Genomic DNA, 23,225 nt, shown 5'->3' with positions numbered 1-23,225 from the left:
ATTACCCAGCGGGAGGCAGTCAGTGGCGCTTTTTTGGCTTTTTGTGGTGACGGTCGCCCTGGTGGCGACCTTGGCCTTCGGGCCCGTGTGGCGTTATCGTCGCCGCCGGGCGGAGTCCGCCAAACCCCTGCCCGCCTCCTGGCAACAATGGTTGAATGACCGTTGGTGGCTCTATCCCTACCTGCCCGATGCGGTTCGGGCGGCCCTGCACCGCCAGCTTCAAGTGATGGTCGCCCACACGGATTTTTACGGCTGCAATGGCCTGACCGTGACCGAACCCATGAAGGTCCTCACCCTTGCGCAAGCGGCGCTGATGAACACCGGCCGGGGCCGGATGCAGTGGTCCGGCTTTCCCGTGGTGCTGCTCTACCCGGAAGCGTTTGTGCGGGAAGGGGAAGTGGTCAATGAGCTGGGCGTGGTCAGCTATGAGCGACATGAGCTACTGGGCGAATCCTGGGAGCAGGGCAAAGTGGTGCTCTCTTGGTCTGATATTGAGCAGGATCTGCGCGGCCACGACAGCCACTGCCTAGTGATTCACGAATACGCCCATCAACTCGACGGCCGTGACGGTGTTATGGACGGCACCCCGCCGCTGTTGGACAAGACCCAGCGCCGCCGCTGGGCGAAGGCCATGCAGGGCGCCTTCGACCATCTGCGCGCGGTGCTCTCCCGGCCGGGCCTGAGTCAGGGGGAGGTATTGAGCCAAGCGTCCATTGACCCTTATGGCGCGACCAATCCGGAAGAGTTTTTCTCGGTTATTTCGGAGTACTTTTTCACCGACCCGGAAACGCTGGCCTCTCGTTACCCCGACGTTTATCGGGAGTTGCGGCGCTTCTACCGCCTCAACCCCCAACAGTGGTTCAAGCCCCTTTAACTTACCTCTGGTGGCTTCCTCTGGAAGGTAAAGCGCATCGAATTGCGAACTCCGCGCCCCCAACTACACTCAAAGTAAGTGGTAGCCGCCCGAGCGGTTGGCCGCCGCCATTTTCGGGACTCGCCGGACGCTGTTCACGGAGTCGTCCCTCGGCATAGGAGGGGGCTCATATGAGTCGAATTCATGCCCTGCACAAACCGGTGGACTGGCACCTGTACCGGTTGTTCGACTTGCCGCTGGGTGCCCGTATACCTTGGTGCCTGGCGGCGGTGGCCGTCCTGCTGGCGGTGGTCACTTATCTGGTCTATAGCACCGGCGGTACGGCCTACGCCTATCCCTACCTGACTTTAATCCCCGTGCTGTTTGCGGCGGCTTGGTTTGGTTTGGCCGGCGGAGTGATCTCGGCGCTAGTGGCGGGCGCTCTCATGGGGGCCATGCCGCTGGATGTCGAGCGCGGCATCTCGCAGCCGCTGTTTAATTGGGTGCTTAGAATCGGGCTCTACCTGTTGATAGGTGGGGTCGCCGGCTGGCTGTTTCAGTCCCTGCGCCAGGCTTTCCGTGAACGGGAGCGGATTGTACGCGCCGACCCTCGCTCGGGCCTGCCCAACCAGGTGGCGCTGGAGCAGGATCTGCAGCGCTGGCTGATCGACAGCTACGCCCAGCGCGAGCCTCTGAGCCTTCTGATAGTGCGAATGAGCGACGCCACGGATATCCTGGAGGCCATGGGGGCGGATGCCTCGGATGAGCTTATTGCCCGGCTGGGGCAGAGGCTCAAGCACTTGGTTGAACCCCTTGGGAAGGTCTACCGGTTCAGCGAGTCTGAAATAGCCATTCCGGTAAAAGACTGTGGGAGTGTTCGGCTTTCGGCCTTGGTGCGCACCATTGTCGAGGCCGGTGAGGAAAACCTGCAGGTCAAGGGCGTTCCCGTGCGGGTGCAACTGGTGCTTGGGGCCAGCACTACCGATGTGCGTCTGCGCCCGCCCGAGTCTGATCACCGTCACGGGGCGTTCTACCACCATAGCCTTGATTACTATCGCCAGTGCCTGGATACACTGCTCAGTGAGGCCCGTATCGCTTTGCTGGCAGCGATAGAGCGGCACTTGAGTTACTGCCGGTTTGACCCGGCGCTGAAGCGGAAAACACAAACAAACCTCCAGTTAATCGCCCGTGTGCGCCAGGCGCTGGATCGCAACGAATTCGAGCTGCACTACCAACCCAAAATACGCCTTCGGGATGAGGCGTTGGACGGCTGTGAGTGCTTGATCCGCTGGCGGGATAACCGGCGGAAAATGATTCCCCCGGACCACTTTATGCCCAAGGTGGAAGCCACCACCTTAATAGCGCCGGTGACGGAATTTGTGAGCCAGCAGGGCTGCCAGTTTATCCGGCGGTTTCAAGGCCCCACCAGCATTAACTTTTCCTCTCGAAACCTGGTGGATGAACGGCTTCTGAACTACGTCGAACGCTTAGTCAGCCGGTGCGCCATCGACCCGGAACTGGTGGAAATTGAAGTGACCGAAAGCGCGTTGATTCACAACCTGGATGCGGCGCGACAAGGCATTGAAAGGCTGCGCGGTTTTGGCTTCAAGGTCAGTATCGATGACTTCGGTACCGGCTTTGCCTCGTTTGACTATCTGCGTCGTCTTCCGATTACCGGCCTTAAAATTGATCGCGCCTTTGTTACGGGTATCGACACCAATGAGCGCTCGAGGAAGTTAATCGGTTGCATGATTGACCTGGGGCATGCACTGGACTTGACCGTGACCGCCGAAGGGGTCGAAACCCAGGCGCAGTTGAAGGTCTTAAAAGCCCTGGGGTGTGATTTGGGCCAGGGTTTTCTCTTTGCCAAAGCCATGCCGGGGCCGGTGTTTATGCAGTGGTGCGCACGCTACCGACCACTCGTTGGCCCCGACCACTAGCGGTTTTCCAAACGATTGTAATCCAGGAGCCCGCCCGACACGCCGTTGCGTTGGCGGTATAGAGCGTGAATCTCATCGCTGATGGCCCAAAAGTTGGGGTCGCTCCGGCGCACGCCGTAACGGTCTTTGAGTCGGCGATAGTCCTCTTCGGTTTCCAGCGCTTCCACGGCCTCCACGAATTGAGGAATGGCCTCCTCACTCATCATCAGAAAGCTATTGGGGTAAGTGCCGATCACGCCGCCGGCGATGGTCAGGTCGTCTTCGGCGGGCAGGCGCCGGGCCTGCTCGGAAAACAGGGAGGAAAGGTTGCTGTAGGCCGAGTTGTGCGTCAGCGTAAACAGAGCCCGGTGGGGAATATAGACGACCGTGGTCGGGGGCAATAGGGCGAGCGAGCGCCCCTGTTTTTGGTTCAGGCGACTCAGCGCTTTTTTTGAGGCCTGGCTGAGCTTGAGGTCGGCCACCGAGTGGTGGCGGTTCAGCACCGGCGCTAAATGCTCGGCCATATGGCGGTACAATTGCTGTTGCGCGTTGCCATCCCCATACGCCAGGCCGGTGCGTACGGTCAGGTTCCCACGGTAGATGCTCAGGTATTCCTTCAGTTCTCCCTCCGCATCCCGGTACCAATGGGCGATGGTCGGCTCCTGGCTGGCCTCGGGCAGGAAGCTGACAAAGTTCATCTCCCCCTCCATACGCAGAAAGTCCATGTAGAGCCGGCTCAGTAACTGGTGAGAGGCGTTGCCATAGACGTCAAAGCCGGCCACCAGCAAGTAATGAATACGTTCAAGCAACGGGTAGTCGATGACCCAACTGGTCTTCGGTTGCTGGCCCACAAACCCTTTGTGAACGCTGGCGCTATCGGCATGGCGGAAGATCGTCAGGGCGGCGTTGCGGTTGTGGCCATCCCCATCCCAGATCATGTCCATCGTCAGAGGCTCGCGCGTGCCCAGCCTGCGGGAGACATAGGCGGCTTTCTCCGCCAGGTATTCCTTCTGCAGTTGGGAATAACGGTGCCAGTGGCTCAGTGGGCGCCAGGTGTTACCCACGCCGGCGGGCAACTTCAGGTGATCGCTGTTGGCGGCCAAAAACTCGGCGCCCGTCTCGTCGCTACTGTACTCCGGCTCGACGAAGGTCACCCAGAAGTGGTCCTGAATAACGTTGAGCGCGACCTGCCCCCGGCATACCGGCCCCTTGATGAAGTTCATGATAGTGAACTCGGCCTCATCCAGCAGAAACCGGTAGCGGCTCTGCACCGGCATATCGACAAAGGTCTCGAACGGATTGGCGGCCCGCTCCGGCTCATAGTCGGGCAGACGGGAGACCTGGTAGTCCGCCTCAAGAAACCATTGCCGCCAACGGGCCCGGCGGGCATCGGTCAAGGCGTAGGGCAGGTGATTTTTGGCCACGATGCTGCTCGGGTCCCGCCACAAACGGTAGTAGACCCGGTCCACGCCCGGGTCATCAAACGGCCGGCGGGTACTGATGCGGTCGATGGGCTCGCCCGGCGGCGTGCGGGAGCGAACCAGCTTGAAGTACGCCTCGGGCGTGTCGTTCAAGTGTAGGTTGGCGAGAAACAGATGCTCGTAAAGATAGCGGCTCATCAGCTGGGCCTTGAGGCTGTCGCCGTTGAAGAATGTCTCCCAGCCCGACATGGCTTTTTTCACGCTCTGGCTCAGCGGAGCGGGCGGGCCCGCCGGCGCGCCGTCTCTTAGCCACTGCATCAGGGTGTCGTGTTCATCCTCGGCGAGGGCCGGCAAACCGTAAGGCATTCCCCATAGCGGATAGTCGCGGGCGTACTGGTCAAAACTTTCAATGCGTGGGCACTGCCACTCGCGGTTCAAAGAGAAGTCGAAACTTTCCGGGAGAATTCGCTGCGTCGGTAGCGGGTGGCGCCGCTTCAGCTGCAGCATCTGGGCGAGCACGCTCGCTTCAACGTTGGCTTGGGGGTTCTGACGGCGCTCATTGATAACCGGATAAAAGCCCTTCTCCCGCCACTGCTCGGTGCTCTCGGCGTCTTCGAACAGTCGCGTCAGCTCGGCGCCGAACAGACGGGTGCCGTCGTACACTTTTTCTTGGTGCGCGCCGCGAAAGAGCCCTTCACGGGCTTCCATTTTCAACTGGCAGGGGGCGTCGTAGCAGCTGTGGCAGACGGTACAGCGCTGCTCAAGCAAGGGTTTGATGGTGGACTGAAACCGGTTGTCGGTGGAGGCTTGAGACACCTCTCGCGGCTCGGGCGATCCATACTGGTGATTCCACCATTGGTGGCCGATGGTGCTACAACCTATGGCGATCAGCGCGAGGGTGGCCAGTGTCCCTCTGGAGAGCCAGCGTGAGCGGGGCATGGGGTGTCCTGTGTCGAAAAGCGAAAGCCCTGTGAACGGAAAACGCCGTTAACGAAAGCGCATTGGAGTATATCAGCTATGGGCGGCCCCACTCTGCGGCACGGTTTACATCAAATGTCGAAGTCGGGATACTGGGCCATACTGTCATTGACCGTGAATCATCCAAGAGACTGAATGCCTGTGAGCCGAGACTCGTCCGCCGAGCGGGAACCCCTGTATCCCGACTACCCGCGCCTGAGCCGCATTTACGAACAACTGAACGATGACGAGGACGCCCGCGTCTGCAAAGACATCCCCGAGGGCGCCTGCCGGCACCAACCCCGAAACTTTTTCGCCTATCTGGTGGCCAATACCCTCAGTAAAGTGGCCGACGAACTCTCCAGTGCCCGCCTGATTCTGCCCTGGCTGATCGGCGCTGCGGGAGCTTCCGCCGGCTTCGCGGGGTTTTTGGTGCCCATTCGGGAAGCCGGCGTGCTGGTGCCCCAGCTGGTGGTGGCGGCGTATATTCGCCGGCTCGCCCAGCGCAAGGTGGTGTGGCTGGTGGGGGCGCTGCTCTCAATGCTGGCCCTGGCGGGCATGGCCGCCGCGGCGGGCGTTCTTGAGGCGACGGCCATGGGGTGGGCCATCGTGGGGCTATTGGTGCTCTACAGCCTTGCCCGTGGCTTGTGTTCGGTGGCGGCCAAGGATGTGCTTGGAAAAACCGTCTCCAAAACCCGGCGTGGTACTCTGATGGGCTACAGTGCCAGTGCCGCCGGCGTGGCCACCTTCGGCGTCGGCCTGTATGCGGAATTCGCCGTTGGGGGGGAGGGCGTCAATCTCACCCTGTTTCTCGCCGCGGCGGCTCTGTTGTGGCTATTCTCCTTGCTGGCCTTCAGCCGCATTGAGGAAGCGCCCGGGGCCACTGAGGGCGGCGGCAACGCCCTGGCGGTGGCCGTTAAAAGCCTGGGTATTTTATTCAGCGACCGGGCATTCCGGCGCTTTGTATTGGCTCGCGGGTTATTGCTCAGCATCGCCCTGGTGCCGCCCTTTTTTGTATTGCTGGCCCAGGAGCGGGCGGGTAGCGGTGCCGCCGGGTTGGGGCTGATGATTATCGCCAGCGGTCTGGCGGCGAGCCTGAGCTCCCCGGTGTGGGGGAGGCTCAGCGACCATTCCAGCCGCTGGGCCATGTTTTGCGCCTCCCTGGCCGCCGCGCTGCTGTGCGCCCTGACAGCGGGTCTCGCCTGGTGGGATGGGGCGCTGCTGGAATCGCCTTGGCTCCATGCACTGCTTTTCTTCGGCATTAGCATTTGTCATGGTGGCGCCCGCTTGGCTCGCAAGGTGTATTTGGTGGATATGGCCAACAGCGACAACCGCGCCCAGTATGTGGCGGTGAGCAATACCGTCATCGGGCTGTCCATGCTAGTGCTCGGCGCGGTGGGGCTGCTGACCGGATGGATCGGCGTTGCCGGCGTTATCGCGCTTCTTGGCGCCGTATCGCTGGTGGCGGCGGTGTACGGTTTGACCTTAAAAGAGGTGAGTGGCTGAGGCCACTCGCCGGTAACACATTTGAAGTTGTAACGTCTGTGAACGGCAAGGACCTATGAAGTATGGCGAAAAGAGAGGCAAATAAGCTGGGGCAACCCGGCGCACACCTAACCGTGCGCAACGCCACGCTGGCGGATGTGCCCGCGATTGTGGCGCTGGCGGATCGAGTCTATACCCCGCTCAAAATGGAAGGGTATAACAGCGCGGCCATTGTGGGTCAGATCAATAACTTCCGGCAGGGCCAGATTGTGGTCATGGTGGGGGACGTGCTGGTGGGCTACTGCGCAACCTTCCGCATCTCCGGAGACGTGGCACTCAAGCCGCACAGCTGGAACGAAATCACCGGTAACGGTTTCGCGTCGCGCCACGATATTCACGGCGACTGGCTCTACGGGATGGAAGTGTGTATCGACAACGCCTACCGGGGTTATCGCATCGGTCAGCGGCTTTACAACGAACGGAAAAAGCTGTGTCAGTCCCTGGGCCTCAAGGGCGTGGTCTTCGCCGGTCGGATGCCGAACCTGGCCAAGCGCTTGAAAAGGGTTGGTTCGGTGGAAAACTACATCGATCAAGTGGTTCACAAAAAAATCAAGGACCCGGTGCTGTCGTTTCAGCTGCGCAATGGCTTCGAAGTTCTTGGCGTAATTCCCAATTACCTGGACGATGACGAGCAGTCGCTGAATTATGCCGCGCATCTCGTATGGTACAACCCGAAAGTACCCCAGGAAGATGAAAAGCCGGTCAAAAAGTACGGCGTGCGCATGCCCGATGTGGTTCGCATTGCCACGGTGCAGTATATGCAGCGGCGGGTGACATCCTTCGGCGAGTTTTTGAAGTACATCGAATACTTTGTTGATGTGGTGGCCGACTATAAGAGTGACTTTGTGGTCTTCCCCGAGCTCTTTACCTTGCAGCTGCTGTCGATTGAAGACCAGGAGCTATCGCCATTCGAGTCCATTGAAGCGCTAACGAAGTACACGCCGCGGCTCAAAGAAGCCTTCCGTACCATGGCGCTCAGCTATAACGTCAATATCGTCGCCGGTTCCCATCCCACCCGTGTGGAGAACGGCCGGATTGAAAACATCTCCTACATTTTCCTGCGCGACGGACGGGTATTTGAACAACCCAAAATTCACCCCACCCCGAACGAGCGCTACTGGTGGGATATTGAAGGCGGCAGTGACCTGACCGCCATCGACACCGACTGCGGCCCCATCGGCGTGCTGATCTGTTACGACTCGGAGTTCCCCGAGCTGGGGCGCCACCTGGCCGACCAGGGCGTGCAGATTCTGTTCGTGCCCTTCTGTACCGATGAGCGCCAGAGTTACCTGCGGGTGCGCTATTGCTGCCAGGCCCGGGCGGTGGAAAACCAGATGTACGTGGTTATGTCGGGCAATGTTGGCAACCTGCCGGGGGTATCCAACATGGACATTCAATACGCGCAGAGCTGTATTCTGACTCCGTGCGATTTCCCGTTCGCCCGCGATGGCATCGCCGCTGACACCACGCCCAACGTGGAAACCGTTGCCTTCGCCGATTTGCGCCCGGAATCGCTTATTATGGCGCGCAACAGCGGCACCGTGCAGAATCTGAAGGACCGCCGGCACGACCTGTACCGCATGCGGTGGCGGGGCAATACCAAAACGTAAAGAATTTTCCTCACAGGGAATGTGAGCGTCCGCGCTTTGCGATGGCGCTACGGGCGGCTCCGAGGAGTAGAATGCAATGGGCGGGAAAAGTTAATAAACCACCGTTAATGTAAAGGGCCCTGCGGCTGCGATCCGGGCGTTACCGCATCGTTTCCGCAGAGCCCCTTGGTGGCGGAACATTTGCTTTCGCTCGCTCCTGAGTCGAATAACCCTAGCCTGACGCGCCGGGTATTAGTTCCGCAAATGTTCAAGGCGCCAGATCTCCATTGATCCCCATTGTCAGAGAGGAGGTTTTCGGCCCACGACAGCAAAAATGATCGCAAGAATGATACCGACGACAAACAGTACCCAGGCAATATTGGTGGCGGCGCCTGCAATCCCGCTTAAGCCCAATATGCCGGCAACAATGGCAATAATCAGGAATAAAAATGCCCAGCTAAACATATGCAAACTCCTTTGACAGTGGTAGTGCAAACTAACTGTAGCCAATTGGCGAAGGCCACAGTTGCTTTGATACCGATAAGCCAAAAAGTTGCATATAGTTACTCTAGAGCGTGAAAGTGCTCCCACTTTAATGTTTTTTGGCATTACCCCTGTTGAATTATGGCAATTCGTCCTAAGATCATGGGTGTACTGCAGCGGCTTTTAGTCGAGACTGGCTGGCTGAAGGTCAAGTTTGCATTTTTTGTTGACTGGGACGTCAGCCACTCGGTGCTGCGGACTTCACAGGGGCATCGATAAGCCCCCCTTTAACGAATTGAAGGAGTCAACATCATGAATGAAGAAAACCTGCTTACCAAGCGTCTGCGCTCACTGGCCCTGGCATTTTTTATGGTGATCGGTGGCGGTGCGTTTCTCACTGCCTGTGACCAAGGTCCGGCTGAAGAGGCGGGAGAAGACATCGACGAGGCCGCCGAGGAAACCGGTGATGCCATGGACGATGCCGCTGATGAGGCGGAAGACGCTGTGGACTAAGTAAGATAGTGTTGGCACGGACAGGCCGGGCAACCGGCCTGTCTGGGCTCTAAAGCATTTCTCCCTTCCCGTGATCCCACTCTCTGGGCTGTCACTCCTGAGCGCTCGCTTGGCTTGGATTCATCAGGTGCCGCGTTAACGTTCCTCAGCCTTTTCCCCGGCAGACTCCGTTACTCTCTCTCAATACCCCTCGGCCCAGCCCGTTCTTAATTCTGAGTGCACCAATATAGTGCAAAATGAATGATCCTGCACCGTTAGGGTAAGGGGATAAGCGCGGCATTCACCGGCCATTTTTAGCTAAGCAACTGTTTTAACGCAACTTTCTGTAACTGGCATCGCAATTGCTAAAGTCATGGCATAGAGGATTCAATGGGACGGCCCATTGGAGCAACTCAGCAAACAATTGGGATAAGGCGTTGCCGTTGATGGTGCAGCGCTGAATAGGCCGCTAGGGTTCCGGCGCTGATATCGACAGCGCGCCTGGTCCGAGAGCAGCCGACCTTTTGCGGGAAGCTTCTGCGAAAGGTTACACGGCGGGACAAAAGCCCGGGAGGTTCGAAATGGCGTTGGCGCCATTGAATCCTCTTTCATCAAACCGTGTAACCCCAGGAGGTTCACCATGATAGCCAAGACCGCGACCTTTTTAGTCTCTCCGACCCACTGTTGTGGCAAGTTAAAAACCATGGGGTTTTTACTTGCCACTTTTTTTTGTGTCTTCGCTTTGCCCGCCAGCGCTCAGGAACGCGATAAATTCAGCATCTGCTGGTCGATCTACGTCGGCTGGATGCCCTGGGGTTACGGCGCCAATGAAGGCATCGTGAAAAAGTGGGCCGACAAGTACGATATCGAGATCGATGTCGTTCAGATCAACGATTACGTCGAGTCCATCAACCAGTACACCGCGGGCCAGTACGACGGTTGCTCCATGACCAACATGGATGCCTTGACCATCCCCGCCGCCGGTGGTGTGGATTCAACCGCACTGATTGTAGGCGACTTCTCCAACGGCAACGACGGTGTCGTGCTTAAAGGCGAATCCGACCTCAAGGCCATCAAAGGCCAGGACGTGAACCTGGTCGAACTGAGTGTCTCTCACTACCTGCTTGCCCGTGCCCTGGAATCGGTGGACATGACCGAGCGCGACGTCAATGTCGTGAACACCTCTGATGCCGATTTGGTCTCCGCCTACACCTCCGATGATGTCACCTCAGTCGTGACCTGGAACCCCCTCCTGAGTGAAATCGTCAGCATGCCCAAGAGCGAACTGGTCTTCGATTCCTCTCAGATTCCGGGTGAGATTATTGACCTGATGGTCGTGAAAACGGACGTTCTCAAGGCCAATCCCGATTTCGGTAAAGCCCTGGTGGGCGCCTGGTACGAAATCATGAGCACCATGAGCGGTGACAGCGCTTCGGCCAAAGCTGCCCGCACGGCCATGGGCGAAGCCTCCGGCACGGATCTGGCCGGCTACGAATCCCAGCTGGCGTCCACCCGCATGTTCTACACCCCCGTCGCCGCTGTGGAGTTCACTCAAAGCGAGGATCTGAAAACCACCATGCAGTACGTGGCCGAGTTCTCTTTCCAGCACGGCCTGCTCGGTGAGGGCGCTCCCGATGCCACCTTTATCGGTGTGGAAACCCCCTCGGGCGTTTATGGCAACACCGGCAATATCAAGCTGCGCTTTGACCCGACCTATATGGAAATGGCCGCAGACGGAGAGCTGTAATCCGGCCCTGATTGATACACCGACACCGAGGCGATAATGAAACGACTGATCAACCAACAGCCCAATCGCGTGGCCCGCTGGCTGCTGGGGCTACTGCCTTTCCTGCTGTTGCTCGCGCTCTATGTAGGCGCCAGCAATGCCCGTCTGGCGGAGAACCCCAATGACAAACTGCTGCCGTCCTTCGACAGCTTTGGCAGCGCGATTGAGCGGCTTGCGTTTGAACCCAGTCGTCGCACCGGGGAGTATCTGTTCTGGCAGGATACCCTAAGCAGCCTGCAGCGCCTGGGCATCGGGGTGGCTATCAGCGCCTCCTTTGCCCTGGCGTTCGGTGTCTTGACTGGTGCCATTCCCTACGTGCGGGCCAACCTGTCACCGCTGATGACCGCGGTATCGCTGGTGCCACCCATGGCGATACTTCCCATTCTGTTTATCGTGTTCGGTTTGGGAGAGCTCGCCAAAGTGATGTTGATCATCATCGGCATTGCGCCGTTTCTGTGTCGGGACCTGCAACAGCGCGTCACGGAAATTCCCGACGAGCAACTGATCAAGGCACAGACGCTCGGGGCCAGCAGTTGGCAGATCATCCAGAGAGTCATCCTGCCGCAGATCCTGCCGCGACTGATTGCCAGCGTTCGACTCTCGCTTGGTTCGGCCTGGTTGTTCCTGATTGCCGCCGAAGCCATTGCGTCCACCGACGGCCTGGGGTATCGAATCTTTCTGGTTCGCCGCTACCTGTCGATGGATGTGATTCTGCCTTACGTGGCCTGGATCACCATTCTTGCGTTCATCATCGACCTGCTCTTGCGGTTGCTTTCGCGGCGATGCTTCCCCTGGTTCCACGCACAGACTGGCAATAACTGAGGTTCCATGAGCTACATAAAGATCGACAAACTGTGGAAACGCTACGGCGACACCGTGGTGTTGGAAGACCTCAATAAAACCGTGGAGCGGGGCGAGTTCATTACCATCGTCGGTGCGTCCGGTTGTGGCAAGACCACCTTCCTCAAAATGCTCCTGGGTACCGAGAGTCCGACGGAGGGTGCGATTGTTCTCGACGGCGTACCTCTGGTGGCCGAGCCGAGCGAGGAACGCGGTATCGTCTTTCAACGCTATTCGGTCTTCCCGCATATGACCGCGTTGGAAAATGTCATGCTCTCCCTGGAGTTTGAGCAGAGTCCACTGTTGGCGCGACTGTTCGGCGGTGCAAGAAAAAAAGCCCGACAGACCGCGAAGGACATGCTCGAAGCCGTGGGGCTGGACCATGCCCTGAACAAATACCCTCACGAACTCTCCGGCGGCATGCAACAGCGTCTGGCCATTGCCCAGTCCCTGATCAAGCAGCCACGGATCCTGTTGCTGGACGAACCCTTTGGGGCACTCGATCCTGGCATCCGAAAAGATATGCATGAACTCGTGCTCAAGTTGTGGCGAGAGCTCAACCTGACCGTCTTCATGATTACCCACGATATCCAGGAAGGCTTCTATCTGGGCACCCGCCTCTGGGTGTTCGATAAGGAGCGGATCGACCCTCACGCACCGGAAGCCTACGGCGCGAAAATTACCTACGACCTGCCTGTCGAGCAGGCGGACGATGCACTTTTGCAGCGTATCGACGAATCCCTGAATCAAACTGAACAGAAAAAGGAGACGCTACACCATGGCCAGTGAAGCGCTTTACGAATACACCCTGCCGTCGGCCAGCCACTGGTCCCTTCGCCTTCGGCGCGGCACGGCGCTGGAACTCACCGACCTCGAAGGTGACGCCAACCTCGGGATGCTGTTCTACAACCCCGAAAACCTCTTGGAACGCTACAACGCGCCGGACACCCTCAAGTGCCAGCACACCTTCAAGCTGACCAGAGGCCACTGCCTCTACTCCGACATGGGCCGCATCTTCGCTTCCGTGGTGGAAGATACCCTCGGCTGGCACGAAACCCTGTGCGGCACCAGCAACGCGCAGCGGGTGGCCGAACGCTGGGGCAAGCGAGACTACCAGAACGACCAGAACCAGTGGCACCAGGACGGCCTAAGCAGCTTCCTCGTGGAACTGGAAAAATACGGCCTGGGCCCCAAAGACATGGCCGCCAACCTCAACTGGTTCAGCAAAGTCGCCCCCGATACTGACGGCAACCTGAGCCTCGCTCAGAACCACTCCACCGCCGGCAGCAAAGTTGTACTGCGTTTCGAAATGGACACCCTGGTGGTCATGCACTCCTGTCCCCACCCCATGAGCGAGGCAGTCGACTACCCCCGCAAGCCGGTGGGCATTCGGATACTGAAAGCCGACCCGGTCAGCGATGACGACTACTGCATGAACTTCCGCCCCGAAAACCGGCGCGGATTCGAAAACAACCGCCTGTACCACCTGGGCGCTTGAGGAGGCGACATGATCAAAGAAAGCCAACTCCACCCGGAAAACGCCACCTTTCGAGAAACCGTCGGAGCCGGAGACTACTTCCTGAAAACCGTTAAAGCCGGGCAGACCTTCCGCATACTCGATCTGGAAGGCAACCAGGCGGCGGACACATTGTTCTACAGCGCCGAAGACCCCACCGAACGCTACAGCGCCATGGACACCATCCGCGAGCAGGGCAACGCCTACCTCACCGCCGGCACAAAACTGCGCTCCAACTACAACCGCGTGATGCTCGACATCGTCGCCGACACCTGCGGCCGCCACGACACCCTCGGCGGCGCCTGCGCCACCGAAAGCAACACCGTGCGCTACGACCTCGACAAACGCCACATGCACGCCTGCCGCGACAGCTGGATGCTCGCCATCGCCGAACACGACGAACTGGGCCTGAGCAAACGGGACATCACCCACAACATCAACTTCTTCATGAACGTCCCCATCACCCCGGACGGCGGCCTCACGTTCGAAGACGGCATCTCCGCCCCGGGCAAATACGTCGAAATGAAAGCACAGATGGACACCATCGTATTGATCTCCAACTGTCCGCAATTGAACAACCCGTGCAACGGATACAACCCGACGCCAATTGAAATTTTGGTGTGGGATTAATTGAACAATGGGTGGCACGGAGGCCTGAGGAGGGCACGCCCTTTCAAGACCGTGGAGCGGGGGACCCGCGATTCGAGCCCCCAGGGACGGGTTCACGGCGTGTCTTGAAAGGGCGTGCCCTCCTCAGGCCGGACTAGACCACTGCCTCACACGTAACAAAAAGCCCCACCGGGACGACCCGGAAAGGCAACGAACCACGCGGGACGACCCGCACCGACATCGAGAGCCTGAGCGATGTTCACAAAAGTACTGATCGCCAACCGCGGCGCCATCGCCGTGCGAATCATCCGCACCCTCAAAAAACTCGGCATCACCTCCGTCGCCGTCTACGCCCAAGCCGACGCCGACTCCCTGCACGTCACCCTCGCCGACGAAGCCCACTGCCTGGGAGACGGTGCCGCCACCGACACCTACCTCAACCAGGAAAAACTGTTCAACCTCATCGAACAATACCACATCGACGCCGTCCACCCCGGCTACGGCTTTTTGAGCGAAAACCCCGACTTCGTCAATGCCTGCGAACAACGCGGCGTCGCCTTCATCGGCCCCACCCCCGACCAGATGAATGCCTTTGGTCTGAAGCACACGGCCCGCGCCCTGGCCGAAGAAAACGACGTGCCCCTACTACCGGGCACCGACCTGCTGAAGGACGTCCAAGAGGCCGTCGTGGCCGCCGCCGGCATCGGCTACCCGATCATCCTCAAAAGCACCGCCGGGGGTGGCGGCATCGGCATGCAGACCTGCTACTCCGAGACCGACCTTCTTAAAGCCTTCGACAGCGTCAAACGGCTCAGCGCCAACAACTTCTCCAACGATGGCCTGTTTGTCGAAAAATACATTGAGCGCGCCCGCCACATCGAAGTCCAGGTCTTTGGCGACGGTCAGGGCACCGCGGTGGCCCTGGGCGAGCGGGACTGCTCCTCCCAGCGTCGCAACCAGAAAGTCGTTGAAGAGTGTCCCGCGCCCAATATGCCCGAGACCGTCCGGTCAGAGTTGCACCGCACCGCCGTCCGGCTGGCCGAAGCGGTCCACTACCGCAACGCCGGTACCGTGGAGTTCATTTACGACGCAGCAGAAAACCGCTTTTACTTCCTGGAAGTGAATACCCGGCTTCAGGTCGAGCACGGCGTTACCGAACAGGTGTACGGCGTGGACCTGGTCGAATGGATGCTCAAGCAGGCCGCTGGCGAACTGGGCGATCTGAAAAGCGCGTTTACGGCGCTTACCCCCTCCGGCCACGCCGTTCAGGCCCGGATCTACGCGGAAGACGCCAACAAAAACTTCCAGCCCAGTGCCGGCCTGCTGAGCGCGGTGGAGTTTCCCGAAAGCGATGGTCGGTCAATGCGGATCGATACCTGGGTGGAGGCGGGCCTGACGGTCTCTCCGTACTTTGATCCAATGCTGGCCAAAGTCATTGTCTGGCGGTCGGATCGCGCGACTGCCATCGAAGCGCTGGACGCGGCGCTGGCCGACACCGTGATCGAAGGGATTGAAGTCAATGCGGATTATGTCCGGCGCATTCTGGAAACCCCTGAATTCCATGCTGGTGAAATTCATACCCGTTTTCTGAATACCTTGCCCTACACGCCGGCCACTATCGATGTGCTGTCGGCCGGCACCATGACCACCGTGCAGGACTATCCGGGGCGGGTCGGTTACTGGGATATCGGCGTGCCCCCTTCGGGCCCGTTTGACGATTACGCCCTGCGCCTGGGCAACCGGGTTCTCGGTAACGCCGAGGGCGCCGCCGGGCTGGAGCTGACGCTGAACGGGCCCACGCTCAAGTTCAATGTCGACACCGATTTCGTCTTGGCCGGTGCAACGCTGGAGGCGAGCCTGGAAGGCGACGCCGTGCCGTTCTGGCAGCGGGTGCGGGCGAGTGCCGGTCAGGTTCTGAAGCTCGGGAAAACCACCGGCAACGGTGCCCGCGCCTACCTGTTGGTAGCCGGAGGCATCCAGTGTTCGGACTACCTCGGCTCCAGGTCCACCTTTACGCTCGGCCAGTTCGGCGGCTTTGCCGGCCGCGCGCTGCGTACCGGGGATGTGCTTCATCTGGGCCCTCGCCCTGTGGCGACGCAATCTCTGGAAGTACCCGAGTCCCTGCGTCCTCGCGTCGATGGCAACTGGCAGTTGCGCGTGATTTACGGGCCGCACGGCGCGCCGGACTTTTTTACCGAGCAGGACATGCACACCTTTTTCGAGCACCGATGGGAAGTGCACTACAACTCCAGCCGCACCGGCATTCGGCTGATTGGTCCGAAGCCCGAGTGGGCCCGCCGCGACGGCGGCGAAGCCGGGCTGCACCCATCGAACATTCACGACAATGCCTACGCCATCGGCACGGTCGACTTCACAGGCGACATGCCGGTCATCCTCGGTCCCGATGGACCCTCTTTGGGTGGTTTTGTCTGTCCGGTGACAGTGGTGGCAGCGGACCTCTGGAAACTCGGGCAGCTCAAGGCCGGCGATCGGGTGCAGTTCACCCCGGTGACCTTGGCGGAGGCGAATGCGCTCGAGCGTCAGCAACTCAAAGCGCTGGAAACCCTGACCGATATACCCGGGCCGGACATTGAACCGCCGCAGATCGACCAGCTGATTCGCGCAACGCCCATTCTGAAAACCCTGTCGGGCGACGACACCGGTGTTCCGGTGGTCTATCGCCCCTCGGGCGACAAGTACTTGCTGGTGGAGTACGGCCCGCTGCAGTTGGATATCCGCCTGCGCTTCCGTGCCCATGCGCTGATGCTGTACCTGCAGGAGCAGGGCATCGACGGCATTCTGGAAATGACCCCGGGCATTCGCTCTTTGCAGCTGCATTACGATAGCCAGGTCATTTCTACCGATCAGTTGCTGGGGCTGCTGGAAGCGGCGGAGCTGAAGCTGCAGAACATCGACGAACTGGAAGTGCCCTCGCGCATCGTGCATCTGCCCCTGAGCTGGGACGACCCCGCCTGCCGAAAGGCGGCGGAAAAGTACATGCAGTCGGTCCGCAAAGACGCGCCCTGGTGCCCGGACAACATCGAATTCATCCGTCGAATCAACGGCCTGGATTCAATCGACGAGGTGAAGAAAATCCTGTTCGAGGCCAGCTATGTGGTCATGGGATTGGGAGACGTGTACCTGGGTGCACCGGTAGCCACACCGCTGGATCCGCGCCACCGATTGGTCACCACCAAATACAACCCGGCCCGCACCTGGACCGCGGAAAACTCCGTGGGTATCGGCGGCTCTTACCTGTGCGTGTACGGCATGGAAGGGCCCGGCGGTTACCAGTTTGTCGGCCGTACCTTGCAGATGTGGAACCGCTACCGGAAAACCCGTGAATTCACCCAGCCCTGGCTGCTGCGTTTTTTCGATCAGATTTGTTTCTATGAGGTGAGTCACGATGAACTGCAGACCATCCGCCGGGATTTCCCCAAGGGTCAGTATCCGCTGAAGATCGAGGAGACGACGTTCAAACTCTCGGATTATGAGGCGTTCATTGAGAAGCATCAGTCTGAAATCGATGCGTTCGTTGAGCATCGAAATAAAGCTTTCAATGAAGAACTTCAACGCTGGATCGATAACGGTCAGATGAACTTTGACAGTTCCGGTCAGGAAGCGGCGGCGGAGCAGGTGGATGCCTTGCCGGAGGGAGCCACGGCGGTGGAGAGTCATGTGGCGGGGAACATCTGGCAGTTTATGGTGAAGCCGGGTGACCGGGTGAAGGCGGGGGATACGGTCTGTATTCTGGAGTCGATGAAGATGGAGATCGAGGTGACGGCGCCGGAGGATGGTGTGGTGGATTCTCTTTCTCGCGAAGAGGGACAGTCTGTGAATGCGGGAGATCGGCTTTTGGTGCTTAAGTAGAGGGTGTTTTTTGGAGCTTCGTATTGGAGTGCTCCGCCTGAATATACCCTTGGGAGACACGCCGTAAACCCATCCCTGGGGGCTCGAATCGCGAGTCCCGCGCTCCACGGTCTCCCAAGGGTATATTCAGCCTCCGCAGTGTCAGCGTGGCGTCCGGAGAGATAGCACCTTAGATTTTCAAGTACGTAGGGCAGGTAAGGCGTTAGCCGCCACCTTCCACCACCACAACTTTTCCTTTTGTCGCGGTTTTTGGCAGGTGGCGGCTAACGCCTTACCGTGCCCTACGTGCTCATAGAAGCCCGAGCAGGTGAACGGTACCAATGAGGTCAAGTGAGGGAATGCCCTTCCAAGACCGTGGAGCGAGGGACTCGCGATTCGAGCCCCCAGGGGCCGCTCTATGGCATCCATGCCATCGCGGCATTAGTGAATCCCTTCACGTCATGGGTTCACGGCGTGTCTTGGAAGGGCATTCCCTCACTTGACCGGGCGTGATGCAGGCACACAGGTTGGTACACCCGCTCCCGCCCGGACGTGATGCCACAGCGGATCAAAAACCGAATAGCCTCCATGGTACAATGACGGTTTTGCAACGATCGAAACCCAGGCGCCATGGCCAAAAAGAAACCCGAAGTCAAACTCCATAGCTGGGGCATCTACACCCCGCTCGACCCAAAATCCAAAGACCTCCCTCAGCTGATCAAAATGACGCGGGACATCCCCTGCGAGCTTGATATCGAATTTGGCTACATCGTCAACATCAAAAAAGCCAAAAACAAAAAACTGCAATATTGCATCTACCACCCAGACATCCCCGACGAAGACGGCAACCCATTGCCCCCGTTTGACGGCGAAGTCTACATCAAACAGAATGACTGGGACTTCTTCATCGGCGACACCATCTGGAAACCCGTCGAGAACAAACAGGGCCCCTGGCGCATTACCCTGGCCATTGAAGGCCAGCTGATCGCCGATGAAACCCTGAACCTGATTCTGCCTCCTGGGGAATGAAGGGATGGGAGCGCCTTAAAGCGCTTCCCGCAGCCGCCGGATTGTCTGCACGCGGTTGATAAACTCCTGCATGATCAGCGTGTAGAGTTCATCCCCGATGAACTCATCTTCCACGCCGGCGTCGATGCTGGGGTTGTCGTTCACCTCGATCACCACCACCCGCTTGCCGCTCTGCTTCAGGTCCACCCCGTAAAGTCCCTTGCCGATCAGTCCGGCGGCTTTAATGGCGGTGTCGATCACCTTGCGCGGGACCTCGTAGGTGGGCATGGTTTGGTAGCCGCCGGAGGGGTCGGCGACATTGTTGTGATCGTAAATCTGCCAGTGACCGCCCGCCATAAAATATTTGCAGGCATAGAGTGGCTTGCCGTTCAGCACCCCGACTCGCCAGTCGTAGTCTGTGTACATAAACTCCTGGGCGAGTAGCAGCGCGGACTTTTTCAGAAGCTCCGTGGCAGCGCTGTCCAACGCCTGGCGGTCTTCCACCTTGATCATGCCCCTTGAAAAAGAACCGTCCGGGATTTTCACAATCATGGGAAAGCCCAGCTCGTCCGCGACTTTGTCCAGAGAGGCCTTGCCGTTGGTGGAAATCAGGCGGGTATTGGGCGTATCAATCTTTCGGGCGGCAAAAAGGTCGGCCAGGTACACCTTGTTGGTGCAGCGGATAATGGATTGCGGGTCGTCGATGACCGCCAAACCTTCGGCTTCCGCGCGGCAGGCGAACTGAAAGGTGTGGTGGTCGATGTTCGTGGTTTCCCGAATGAACAACATGTCGTATTCAGGAAGTTTGCGAATATCCTTGGGGCCGATAAAATCGACGTTGATGCCCAGCCGGTTCCCGGCCTTCACAAATTTCTTTAAGGCCTTCTCGTCGCTGGGGGGGAGCTTTTCATCCGGGTTGACCAGAAGGGCCATTTCGTAGCGGCTAATGGTTCGGGTTTTCGCCTTGCGCCAGAGTTGCGCGCTGAAGCGGTCCAGCGCGTTGGCAAAGGCTTCCTGCTCCTTGTCGTTCAGGGTGTGCACCGGCGCCACCTTTAGGCGGCTGATACGCCAGCCTCCCTCCCAGCTGAGCTCCGCGCGTAGAATCGGGCAGGGTTGGTGCTCAAACAGTTCCCGGGAGAGTTTCTTCAGCTCCGGCACGCTGCTTTCGCCGAAGAAAATCCAGAAGCTATAGGTCTTTTCCTCCCGGTTGGCCAGCTTGTTCAGAAATTTTTCCGACTGGTTGTGCAAGTGCTCGGAAATGACCGAAAAGCTGTTTCGGTCACGCAGGTCATTCAGGGTTTTCACCGACGGAATAACCGAATGCCCTCGCGCCTCGGCCAACAGCGAGCAGTAATACCCCTTGCTCAGGTAACTGAACTTTCGGCACAGGTTGATTACCCGCGTCCGGTTGGCCTTGGCGCTGGGCAGCTGCAGGTAGTCATCGAAGGTGATGACTTGCTCGCTGGGGAAATAGGGTGCCCAGTCCTGGGCGGACTCCACCACGATAAAAAGTCGGGACATTCAGGTTCTTTCCTCAGGGCCGCCTTCGGGCGGCTTCTAATCGGTTTCCACGGGGGTATCAGGGTGATTGCCCCACTCGGACCAGGAGCCGTGGTACCCCTTGATATCAAACCCCAGGCTTTTGCCCACCAAATAGGTAAAGCCACTGCGGTGGTGGCTCTGGCAGTGGGTCACTATGCGCTTGTCCTTGGTTAGGCCGCGCTCGGCGAGGAAGGCCTCGGCGTCGGGACGAATGCGCAAGCCGTTCTGGTGGTCCATCAGTTGGGTCCACTCCACATTCACGGCGCCCGGAATGTGTCCGCCTTTTTGTGCCAGTACCTTCTCGCCCCGGTACTCCGAGGGGCCGCGGGCGTCCCATACAACGAAATCCGGATCTTCGAGGGCTTCCAGAATATCTGGAATTTCCACCACGACACTCGGGTCCAGGCTGACCCTGGCCTCGGTGGGCGGTACCTGCGGGATCTCCCGACTGAGCGGCCGCTGTTCGTTTTTCCAGGCCTGGAGGCCACCGTTGAGGTAGGAGTAGTGGCGATGGCCGATGGCGTCCAGCGTCCAAATAAAGCGTCCGGCCCAGCCGCCGCCTTCGTCGTCATAGACCACAAAATGAGTATCGGGCGTGGCCCCCAGAAACGAGAACAGCCGGTTCAACTGCTCCACCGTGCCAATGCGCCCGGGCGCGGGGGGGATGTTGCTCAGCAGCATTTGAGGGGGGATGTGCAGGGCTCCCTCGATGTGCCCCATTTGATAGCTTTGCTCGCTGCACAAATCCACAATGCGAAGCGTCTCGGGGGGGTGTTCCAATATTTCGGCCAGCGCGGCCGGTTCGAGTATAAGTGGCAGATCGGCCATAGTCTGTGTCCTTCCTAAATACTGCGGTGATGGCATGGCTCACTAGCATAGCGTTGATTGCGCCGGACTCAAGCGGAACTGCCGCACACTGCCGGCAGGCCGTTAAAAAACCGCTGCGGCGGTAACCATGGTTCGCTAGCGAGGCGAGTGCAAGCTGTCGAGAATTTGTTCGCAACTGTTCATTCTCTGGCGGCTGATCTCGCCGGCTTCAAGGGCCTTTTGCAGCGCGCAGCCCGGTTCGCCCCGGTGGGCGCAATCGCGGAACTTGCAGTGCCCCAGGTGGGGGCGAAACTCGACAAAGTTCTCCAGCACCTGGTCCTGGCTCATATGCCACAAGCCAAACTCCCGCACGCCGGGGGAGTCGATCAATTGGCCCCCACCGGGAAAGTGAAAGAGTTCGGCATTGGTGGTGGTATGGTTGCCGGTCTGTCGCTCAGACAGCTCGCCGATTCTGAGCTCCGCCTGGGGCAGCAGCCAGTTGGTCAGTGAGGACTTACCGACGCCGGATTGGCCGACAAATACGCAGGTAAAGTCTTTTAGGTAGTCGGCAAGCTCGCGCATGCCCTCTCCGGTGCTGGCGGAGACCCGCTGCACATGGTAGCCCAGGCCGCGATAGAGCTGCTCCATTTGTTCGATTTTGTCGCGGATTCGATCATCCACCGCGTCGCATTTGTTGATGATCAGCGCCGGGGTGATGTCGCTGGCTTCGGCCGCCACCAGGTAGCGGTCAATCAGGCTGTAGTGTGGCTCGGGGTAGGGGGCAACCACAATCAGAGCGCGGTCGACATTGGCCGCTACGGTTTTCAGGTCGCCGTAAGGGTCGGGCCGGCACAGCTCCGAGCGGCGCGGCATTACCGCTTCCACCACGCCGTAGGGCGAACCGTCGCGCCAGACCACCCGGTCACCGGTGACCAGTGAGCCCAAATTGCTGCGGAAATGGCAGCGTTTGCGCTCATGCTGCTCCGCCAGCGACTCCACCAGTACCAGTGTTCCGAAGTGAGTCACCACTAACCCCTCTTGTTCCGGGCCGAGATTGCTCTCATCCAGTTCGGCGGCCGGCTCCCGTCGGCGCTGGGCACGCTCGCTGCGCTCCTGCTGAATTTTCTGAATGCGCCAGGCCTGGCGGCGGGTCAGTTTGCGCTTACTCATGGATAGGTGATGTCTCTCCCGTGGTCGCCGGTTGTTCCCATTGGGTCGGCGGGTTAGTCTTGTGCGTCTGTCTCAGGCACTTATTGTGCCTGATCCTTTCGGAAAAAGTCTGTAGGGAATCGAATTTATGACCAATGAAACCAATCTGGTCTGGATTGACCTTGAAATGACCGGTCTGGACCCGGATCGGGACGTGATTATTGAAATCGCCACCATCGTGACTGACGCCAATCTGAACATTCTGGGGGAGGGGCCGGTGCATGCCATCCATCAGCCCGGCGAGGTGATGTCACGCATGGATGAGTGGAATACCCGCCAGCACGGCCAGTCCGGTCTGACTCAGCGAGTGAGCGAGAGCAACGTCACCCTGGAGCAAGCCGAAGCAGAAACCATCGCCTTTCTGGAAAAGCTGGTACTGCCGGGCAAGTCCCCCATGTGCGGCAACTCCATTTGCCAGGACCGTCGCTTCCTGGTGCGGGGCATGCCAAAGCTGGAGCGGTTCTTCCACTATCGGAACCTGGATGTCTCCACGGTAAAGGAGCTGGCTCGCCGCTGGCGGCCGGATGTTGTGGAGGGGGTGAAAAAGAGTGGGGCGCACTTGGCCCTGGATGACATCAAGGATTCAATCGAGGAGTTAAAGCACTATCGGGAGCACTTCTTCCGGATGGAGTGACTCGGGGATATGGCGGATGCGCCTTCCGGCTTATCCGCCCTACACTTCGGCATGTGGGGGTTAGGCAAAGCGCACCCACTGCCATACCGGTACCGAGCGAGATGTAGGGCGATGAGATGGTCTCCTCCCCTCTTTAACCGGCATCGCGATGTGCCAAGATAGGGAA

18 protein-coding genes and 1 riboswitch are annotated in these 23,225 nt (G+C 59.1%); of the genes, 13 read left to right on the top strand and 5 right to left on the bottom strand.

Going from position 1 to position 23,225, the window contains the following annotated elements; all coding sequences use genetic code 11:
- Nucleotides 1-22 precede the first annotated feature (22 nt).
- Nucleotides 23-874: a M90 family metallopeptidase gene (locus tag AAE514_RS05495; protein ID WP_347330518.1), complete on the top strand. Its 852-nt coding sequence runs from the start codon at nucleotides 23-25 to the stop codon at nucleotides 872-874.
- A gap of 170 nt (nucleotides 875-1,044) precedes the next feature.
- On the top strand, nucleotides 1,045-2,793 hold the full coding sequence (locus AAE514_RS05490) for a putative bifunctional diguanylate cyclase/phosphodiesterase (protein ID WP_347330517.1): 1,749 nt from the start codon (nucleotides 1,045-1,047) through the stop codon (nucleotides 2,791-2,793).
- Here AAE514_RS05490 and AAE514_RS05485 read toward each other — a convergent pair.
- Nucleotides 2,790-5,132: a fatty acid cis/trans isomerase gene (locus AAE514_RS05485; protein WP_347330516.1), complete on the bottom strand. Its 2,343-nt coding sequence runs from the start codon at nucleotides 5,130-5,132 to the stop codon at nucleotides 2,790-2,792. The two genes, AAE514_RS05490 and AAE514_RS05485, sit on opposite strands and share 4 nt — an antisense overlap.
- 174 nt (nucleotides 5,133-5,306) lie before the next feature.
- Here AAE514_RS05485 and AAE514_RS05480 point away from each other — a divergent pair, with 174 nt between their 5' ends.
- Nucleotides 5,307-6,656 (top strand): MFS transporter, encoded by a 1,350-nt coding sequence (locus AAE514_RS05480; protein WP_347330515.1) that lies wholly within the window; start codon nucleotides 5,307-5,309, stop codon nucleotides 6,654-6,656.
- Nucleotides 6,657-6,718: 62 nt separating this feature from the next.
- Entirely contained in the window at nucleotides 6,719-8,305 is a 1,587-nt protein-coding gene (locus tag AAE514_RS05475; RefSeq protein ID WP_347330514.1) for a carbon-nitrogen hydrolase family protein, read from the top strand.
- A gap of 279 nt (nucleotides 8,306-8,584) precedes the next feature.
- Here the strand turns inward: AAE514_RS05475 and AAE514_RS05470 are convergent, their stop codons facing one another.
- Nucleotides 8,585-8,749: a DUF1328 domain-containing protein gene (locus tag AAE514_RS05470; RefSeq protein ID WP_347330513.1), complete on the bottom strand. Its 165-nt coding sequence runs from the start codon at nucleotides 8,747-8,749 to the stop codon at nucleotides 8,585-8,587.
- A 330-nt stretch (nucleotides 8,750-9,079) separates the two neighbouring features.
- Here AAE514_RS05470 and AAE514_RS05465 point away from each other — a divergent pair, with 330 nt between their 5' ends.
- From AAE514_RS05465 to AAE514_RS05430, 8 genes are all read left to right on the top strand, one after another.
- Nucleotides 9,080-9,280, top strand: a complete 201-nt coding sequence (locus AAE514_RS05465; protein WP_347330512.1) for a hypothetical protein — start codon at nucleotides 9,080-9,082, stop codon at nucleotides 9,278-9,280.
- 437 nt (nucleotides 9,281-9,717) lie between these two features.
- Nucleotides 9,718-9,835: riboswitch (guanidine-I (ykkC/yxkD leader) on the top strand.
- 64 nt (nucleotides 9,836-9,899) lie between these two features.
- A complete protein-coding gene (locus AAE514_RS05460; RefSeq protein ID WP_347330510.1) occupies nucleotides 9,900-11,006 on the top strand; it encodes a putative urea ABC transporter substrate-binding protein in 1,107 nt (368 codons plus the stop codon).
- A gap of 36 nt (nucleotides 11,007-11,042) precedes the next feature.
- Nucleotides 11,043-11,867: an ABC transporter permease gene (locus tag AAE514_RS05455; protein WP_347330509.1), complete on the top strand. Its 825-nt coding sequence runs from the start codon at nucleotides 11,043-11,045 to the stop codon at nucleotides 11,865-11,867.
- Nucleotides 11,868-11,873: 6 nt separating this feature from the next.
- Nucleotides 11,874-12,674, top strand: coding sequence for an ABC transporter ATP-binding protein (locus tag AAE514_RS05450; protein WP_347330507.1), 801 nt, complete (start codon nucleotides 11,874-11,876; stop codon nucleotides 12,672-12,674).
- Nucleotides 12,664-13,383, top strand: a complete 720-nt coding sequence (locus tag AAE514_RS05445) for an urea amidolyase associated protein UAAP1 (protein ID WP_347330506.1) — start codon at nucleotides 12,664-12,666, stop codon at nucleotides 13,381-13,383. Before AAE514_RS05450 ends, AAE514_RS05445 begins: the two co-directional genes overlap by 11 nt.
- A gap of 9 nt (nucleotides 13,384-13,392) precedes the next feature.
- Complete coding sequence (locus AAE514_RS05440; protein ID WP_347330505.1) at nucleotides 13,393-14,031, top strand: urea amidolyase associated protein UAAP2; 639 nt, start codon at nucleotides 13,393-13,395, stop codon at nucleotides 14,029-14,031.
- 234 nt (nucleotides 14,032-14,265) lie between these two features.
- Entirely contained in the window at nucleotides 14,266-17,880 is a 3,615-nt protein-coding gene (gene uca, locus AAE514_RS05435) for an urea carboxylase (protein ID WP_347330504.1), read from the top strand.
- A 609-nt stretch (nucleotides 17,881-18,489) separates the two neighbouring features.
- Complete coding sequence (locus AAE514_RS05430) at nucleotides 18,490-18,888, top strand: DUF3859 domain-containing protein (protein ID WP_347330503.1); 399 nt, start codon at nucleotides 18,490-18,492, stop codon at nucleotides 18,886-18,888.
- A gap of 15 nt (nucleotides 18,889-18,903) precedes the next feature.
- Here AAE514_RS05430 and AAE514_RS05425 read toward each other — a convergent pair whose 3' ends face one another.
- The 3 genes from AAE514_RS05425 to rsgA all read right to left on the bottom strand — a co-directional run bounded on the left by AAE514_RS05425 (nucleotide 18,904) and on the right by rsgA (nucleotide 22,386).
- Nucleotides 18,904-20,388: a RimK family ATP-grasp domain-containing protein gene (locus tag AAE514_RS05425; protein WP_347330502.1), complete on the bottom strand. Its 1,485-nt coding sequence runs from the start codon at nucleotides 20,386-20,388 to the stop codon at nucleotides 18,904-18,906.
- 36 nt (nucleotides 20,389-20,424) lie between these two features.
- Entirely contained in the window at nucleotides 20,425-21,237 is an 813-nt protein-coding gene (locus AAE514_RS05420; protein ID WP_347330501.1) for a sulfurtransferase, read from the bottom strand.
- A gap of 135 nt (nucleotides 21,238-21,372) precedes the next feature.
- On the bottom strand, nucleotides 21,373-22,386 hold the full coding sequence (rsgA, locus tag AAE514_RS05415; protein WP_347330500.1) for a small ribosomal subunit biogenesis GTPase RsgA: 1,014 nt from the start codon (nucleotides 22,384-22,386) through the stop codon (nucleotides 21,373-21,375).
- 127 nt (nucleotides 22,387-22,513) lie between these two features.
- Between rsgA and orn the strand changes: the two genes are divergently transcribed.
- The gene (gene orn, locus AAE514_RS05410; RefSeq protein WP_347330499.1) at nucleotides 22,514-23,059 is read left to right on the top strand and encodes an oligoribonuclease; all 546 of its coding nucleotides are present in this window, start codon (nucleotides 22,514-22,516) and stop codon (nucleotides 23,057-23,059) included.
- Nucleotides 23,060-23,225 lie beyond the last annotated feature (166 nt).

This window comes from Marinimicrobium locisalis (genome assembly GCF_039822625.1).
GTDB lineage: Bacteria > Pseudomonadota > Gammaproteobacteria > Pseudomonadales > Cellvibrionaceae > Marinimicrobium > Marinimicrobium locisalis.
Note: the sequence above shows the minus strand (reverse complement) of the source record. Positions and strands in the feature narration are given on the sequence as shown.

Excerpts from the sequence above, each read along its gene's own strand:
- orn (WP_347330499.1), top strand. The coding sequence starts at position 22,514 with ATGACCAATGAAACCAATCTGGTCTGGATTGACCTTGAAATGACCGGT.
- AAE514_RS05480 (WP_347330515.1), top strand. The coding sequence starts at position 5,307 with ATGCCTGTGAGCCGAGACTCGTCCGCCGAGCGGGAACCCCTGTATCCC.
- AAE514_RS05425 (WP_347330502.1), bottom strand. The coding sequence starts at position 20,388 with ATGTCCCGACTTTTTATCGTGGTGGAGTCCGCCCAGGACTGGGCACCC.
- AAE514_RS05470 (WP_347330513.1), bottom strand. The coding sequence starts at position 8,749 with ATGTTTAGCTGGGCATTTTTATTCCTGATTATTGCCATTGTTGCCGGC.
- AAE514_RS05455 (WP_347330509.1), top strand. The coding sequence starts at position 11,043 with ATGAAACGACTGATCAACCAACAGCCCAATCGCGTGGCCCGCTGGCTG.
- AAE514_RS05420 (WP_347330501.1), bottom strand. The coding sequence starts at position 21,237 with ATGGCCGATCTGCCACTTATACTCGAACCGGCCGCGCTGGCCGAAATA.
- AAE514_RS05475 (WP_347330514.1), top strand. The coding sequence starts at position 6,719 with ATGGCGAAAAGAGAGGCAAATAAGCTGGGGCAACCCGGCGCACACCTA.
- AAE514_RS05445 (WP_347330506.1), top strand. The coding sequence starts at position 12,664 with ATGGCCAGTGAAGCGCTTTACGAATACACCCTGCCGTCGGCCAGCCAC.
- uca (WP_347330504.1), top strand. The coding sequence starts at position 14,266 with ATGTTCACAAAAGTACTGATCGCCAACCGCGGCGCCATCGCCGTGCGA.
- AAE514_RS05460 (WP_347330510.1), top strand. The coding sequence starts at position 9,900 with ATGATAGCCAAGACCGCGACCTTTTTAGTCTCTCCGACCCACTGTTGT.
- AAE514_RS05450 (WP_347330507.1), top strand. The coding sequence starts at position 11,874 with ATGAGCTACATAAAGATCGACAAACTGTGGAAACGCTACGGCGACACC.
- AAE514_RS05440 (WP_347330505.1), top strand. The coding sequence starts at position 13,393 with ATGATCAAAGAAAGCCAACTCCACCCGGAAAACGCCACCTTTCGAGAA.
- AAE514_RS05490 (WP_347330517.1), top strand. The coding sequence starts at position 1,045 with ATGAGTCGAATTCATGCCCTGCACAAACCGGTGGACTGGCACCTGTAC.
- rsgA (WP_347330500.1), bottom strand. The coding sequence starts at position 22,386 with ATGAGTAAGCGCAAACTGACCCGCCGCCAGGCCTGGCGCATTCAGAAA.
- AAE514_RS05430 (WP_347330503.1), top strand. The coding sequence starts at position 18,490 with ATGGCCAAAAAGAAACCCGAAGTCAAACTCCATAGCTGGGGCATCTAC.
- AAE514_RS05485 (WP_347330516.1), bottom strand. The coding sequence starts at position 5,132 with ATGCCCCGCTCACGCTGGCTCTCCAGAGGGACACTGGCCACCCTCGCG.
- AAE514_RS05465 (WP_347330512.1), top strand. The coding sequence starts at position 9,080 with ATGAATGAAGAAAACCTGCTTACCAAGCGTCTGCGCTCACTGGCCCTG.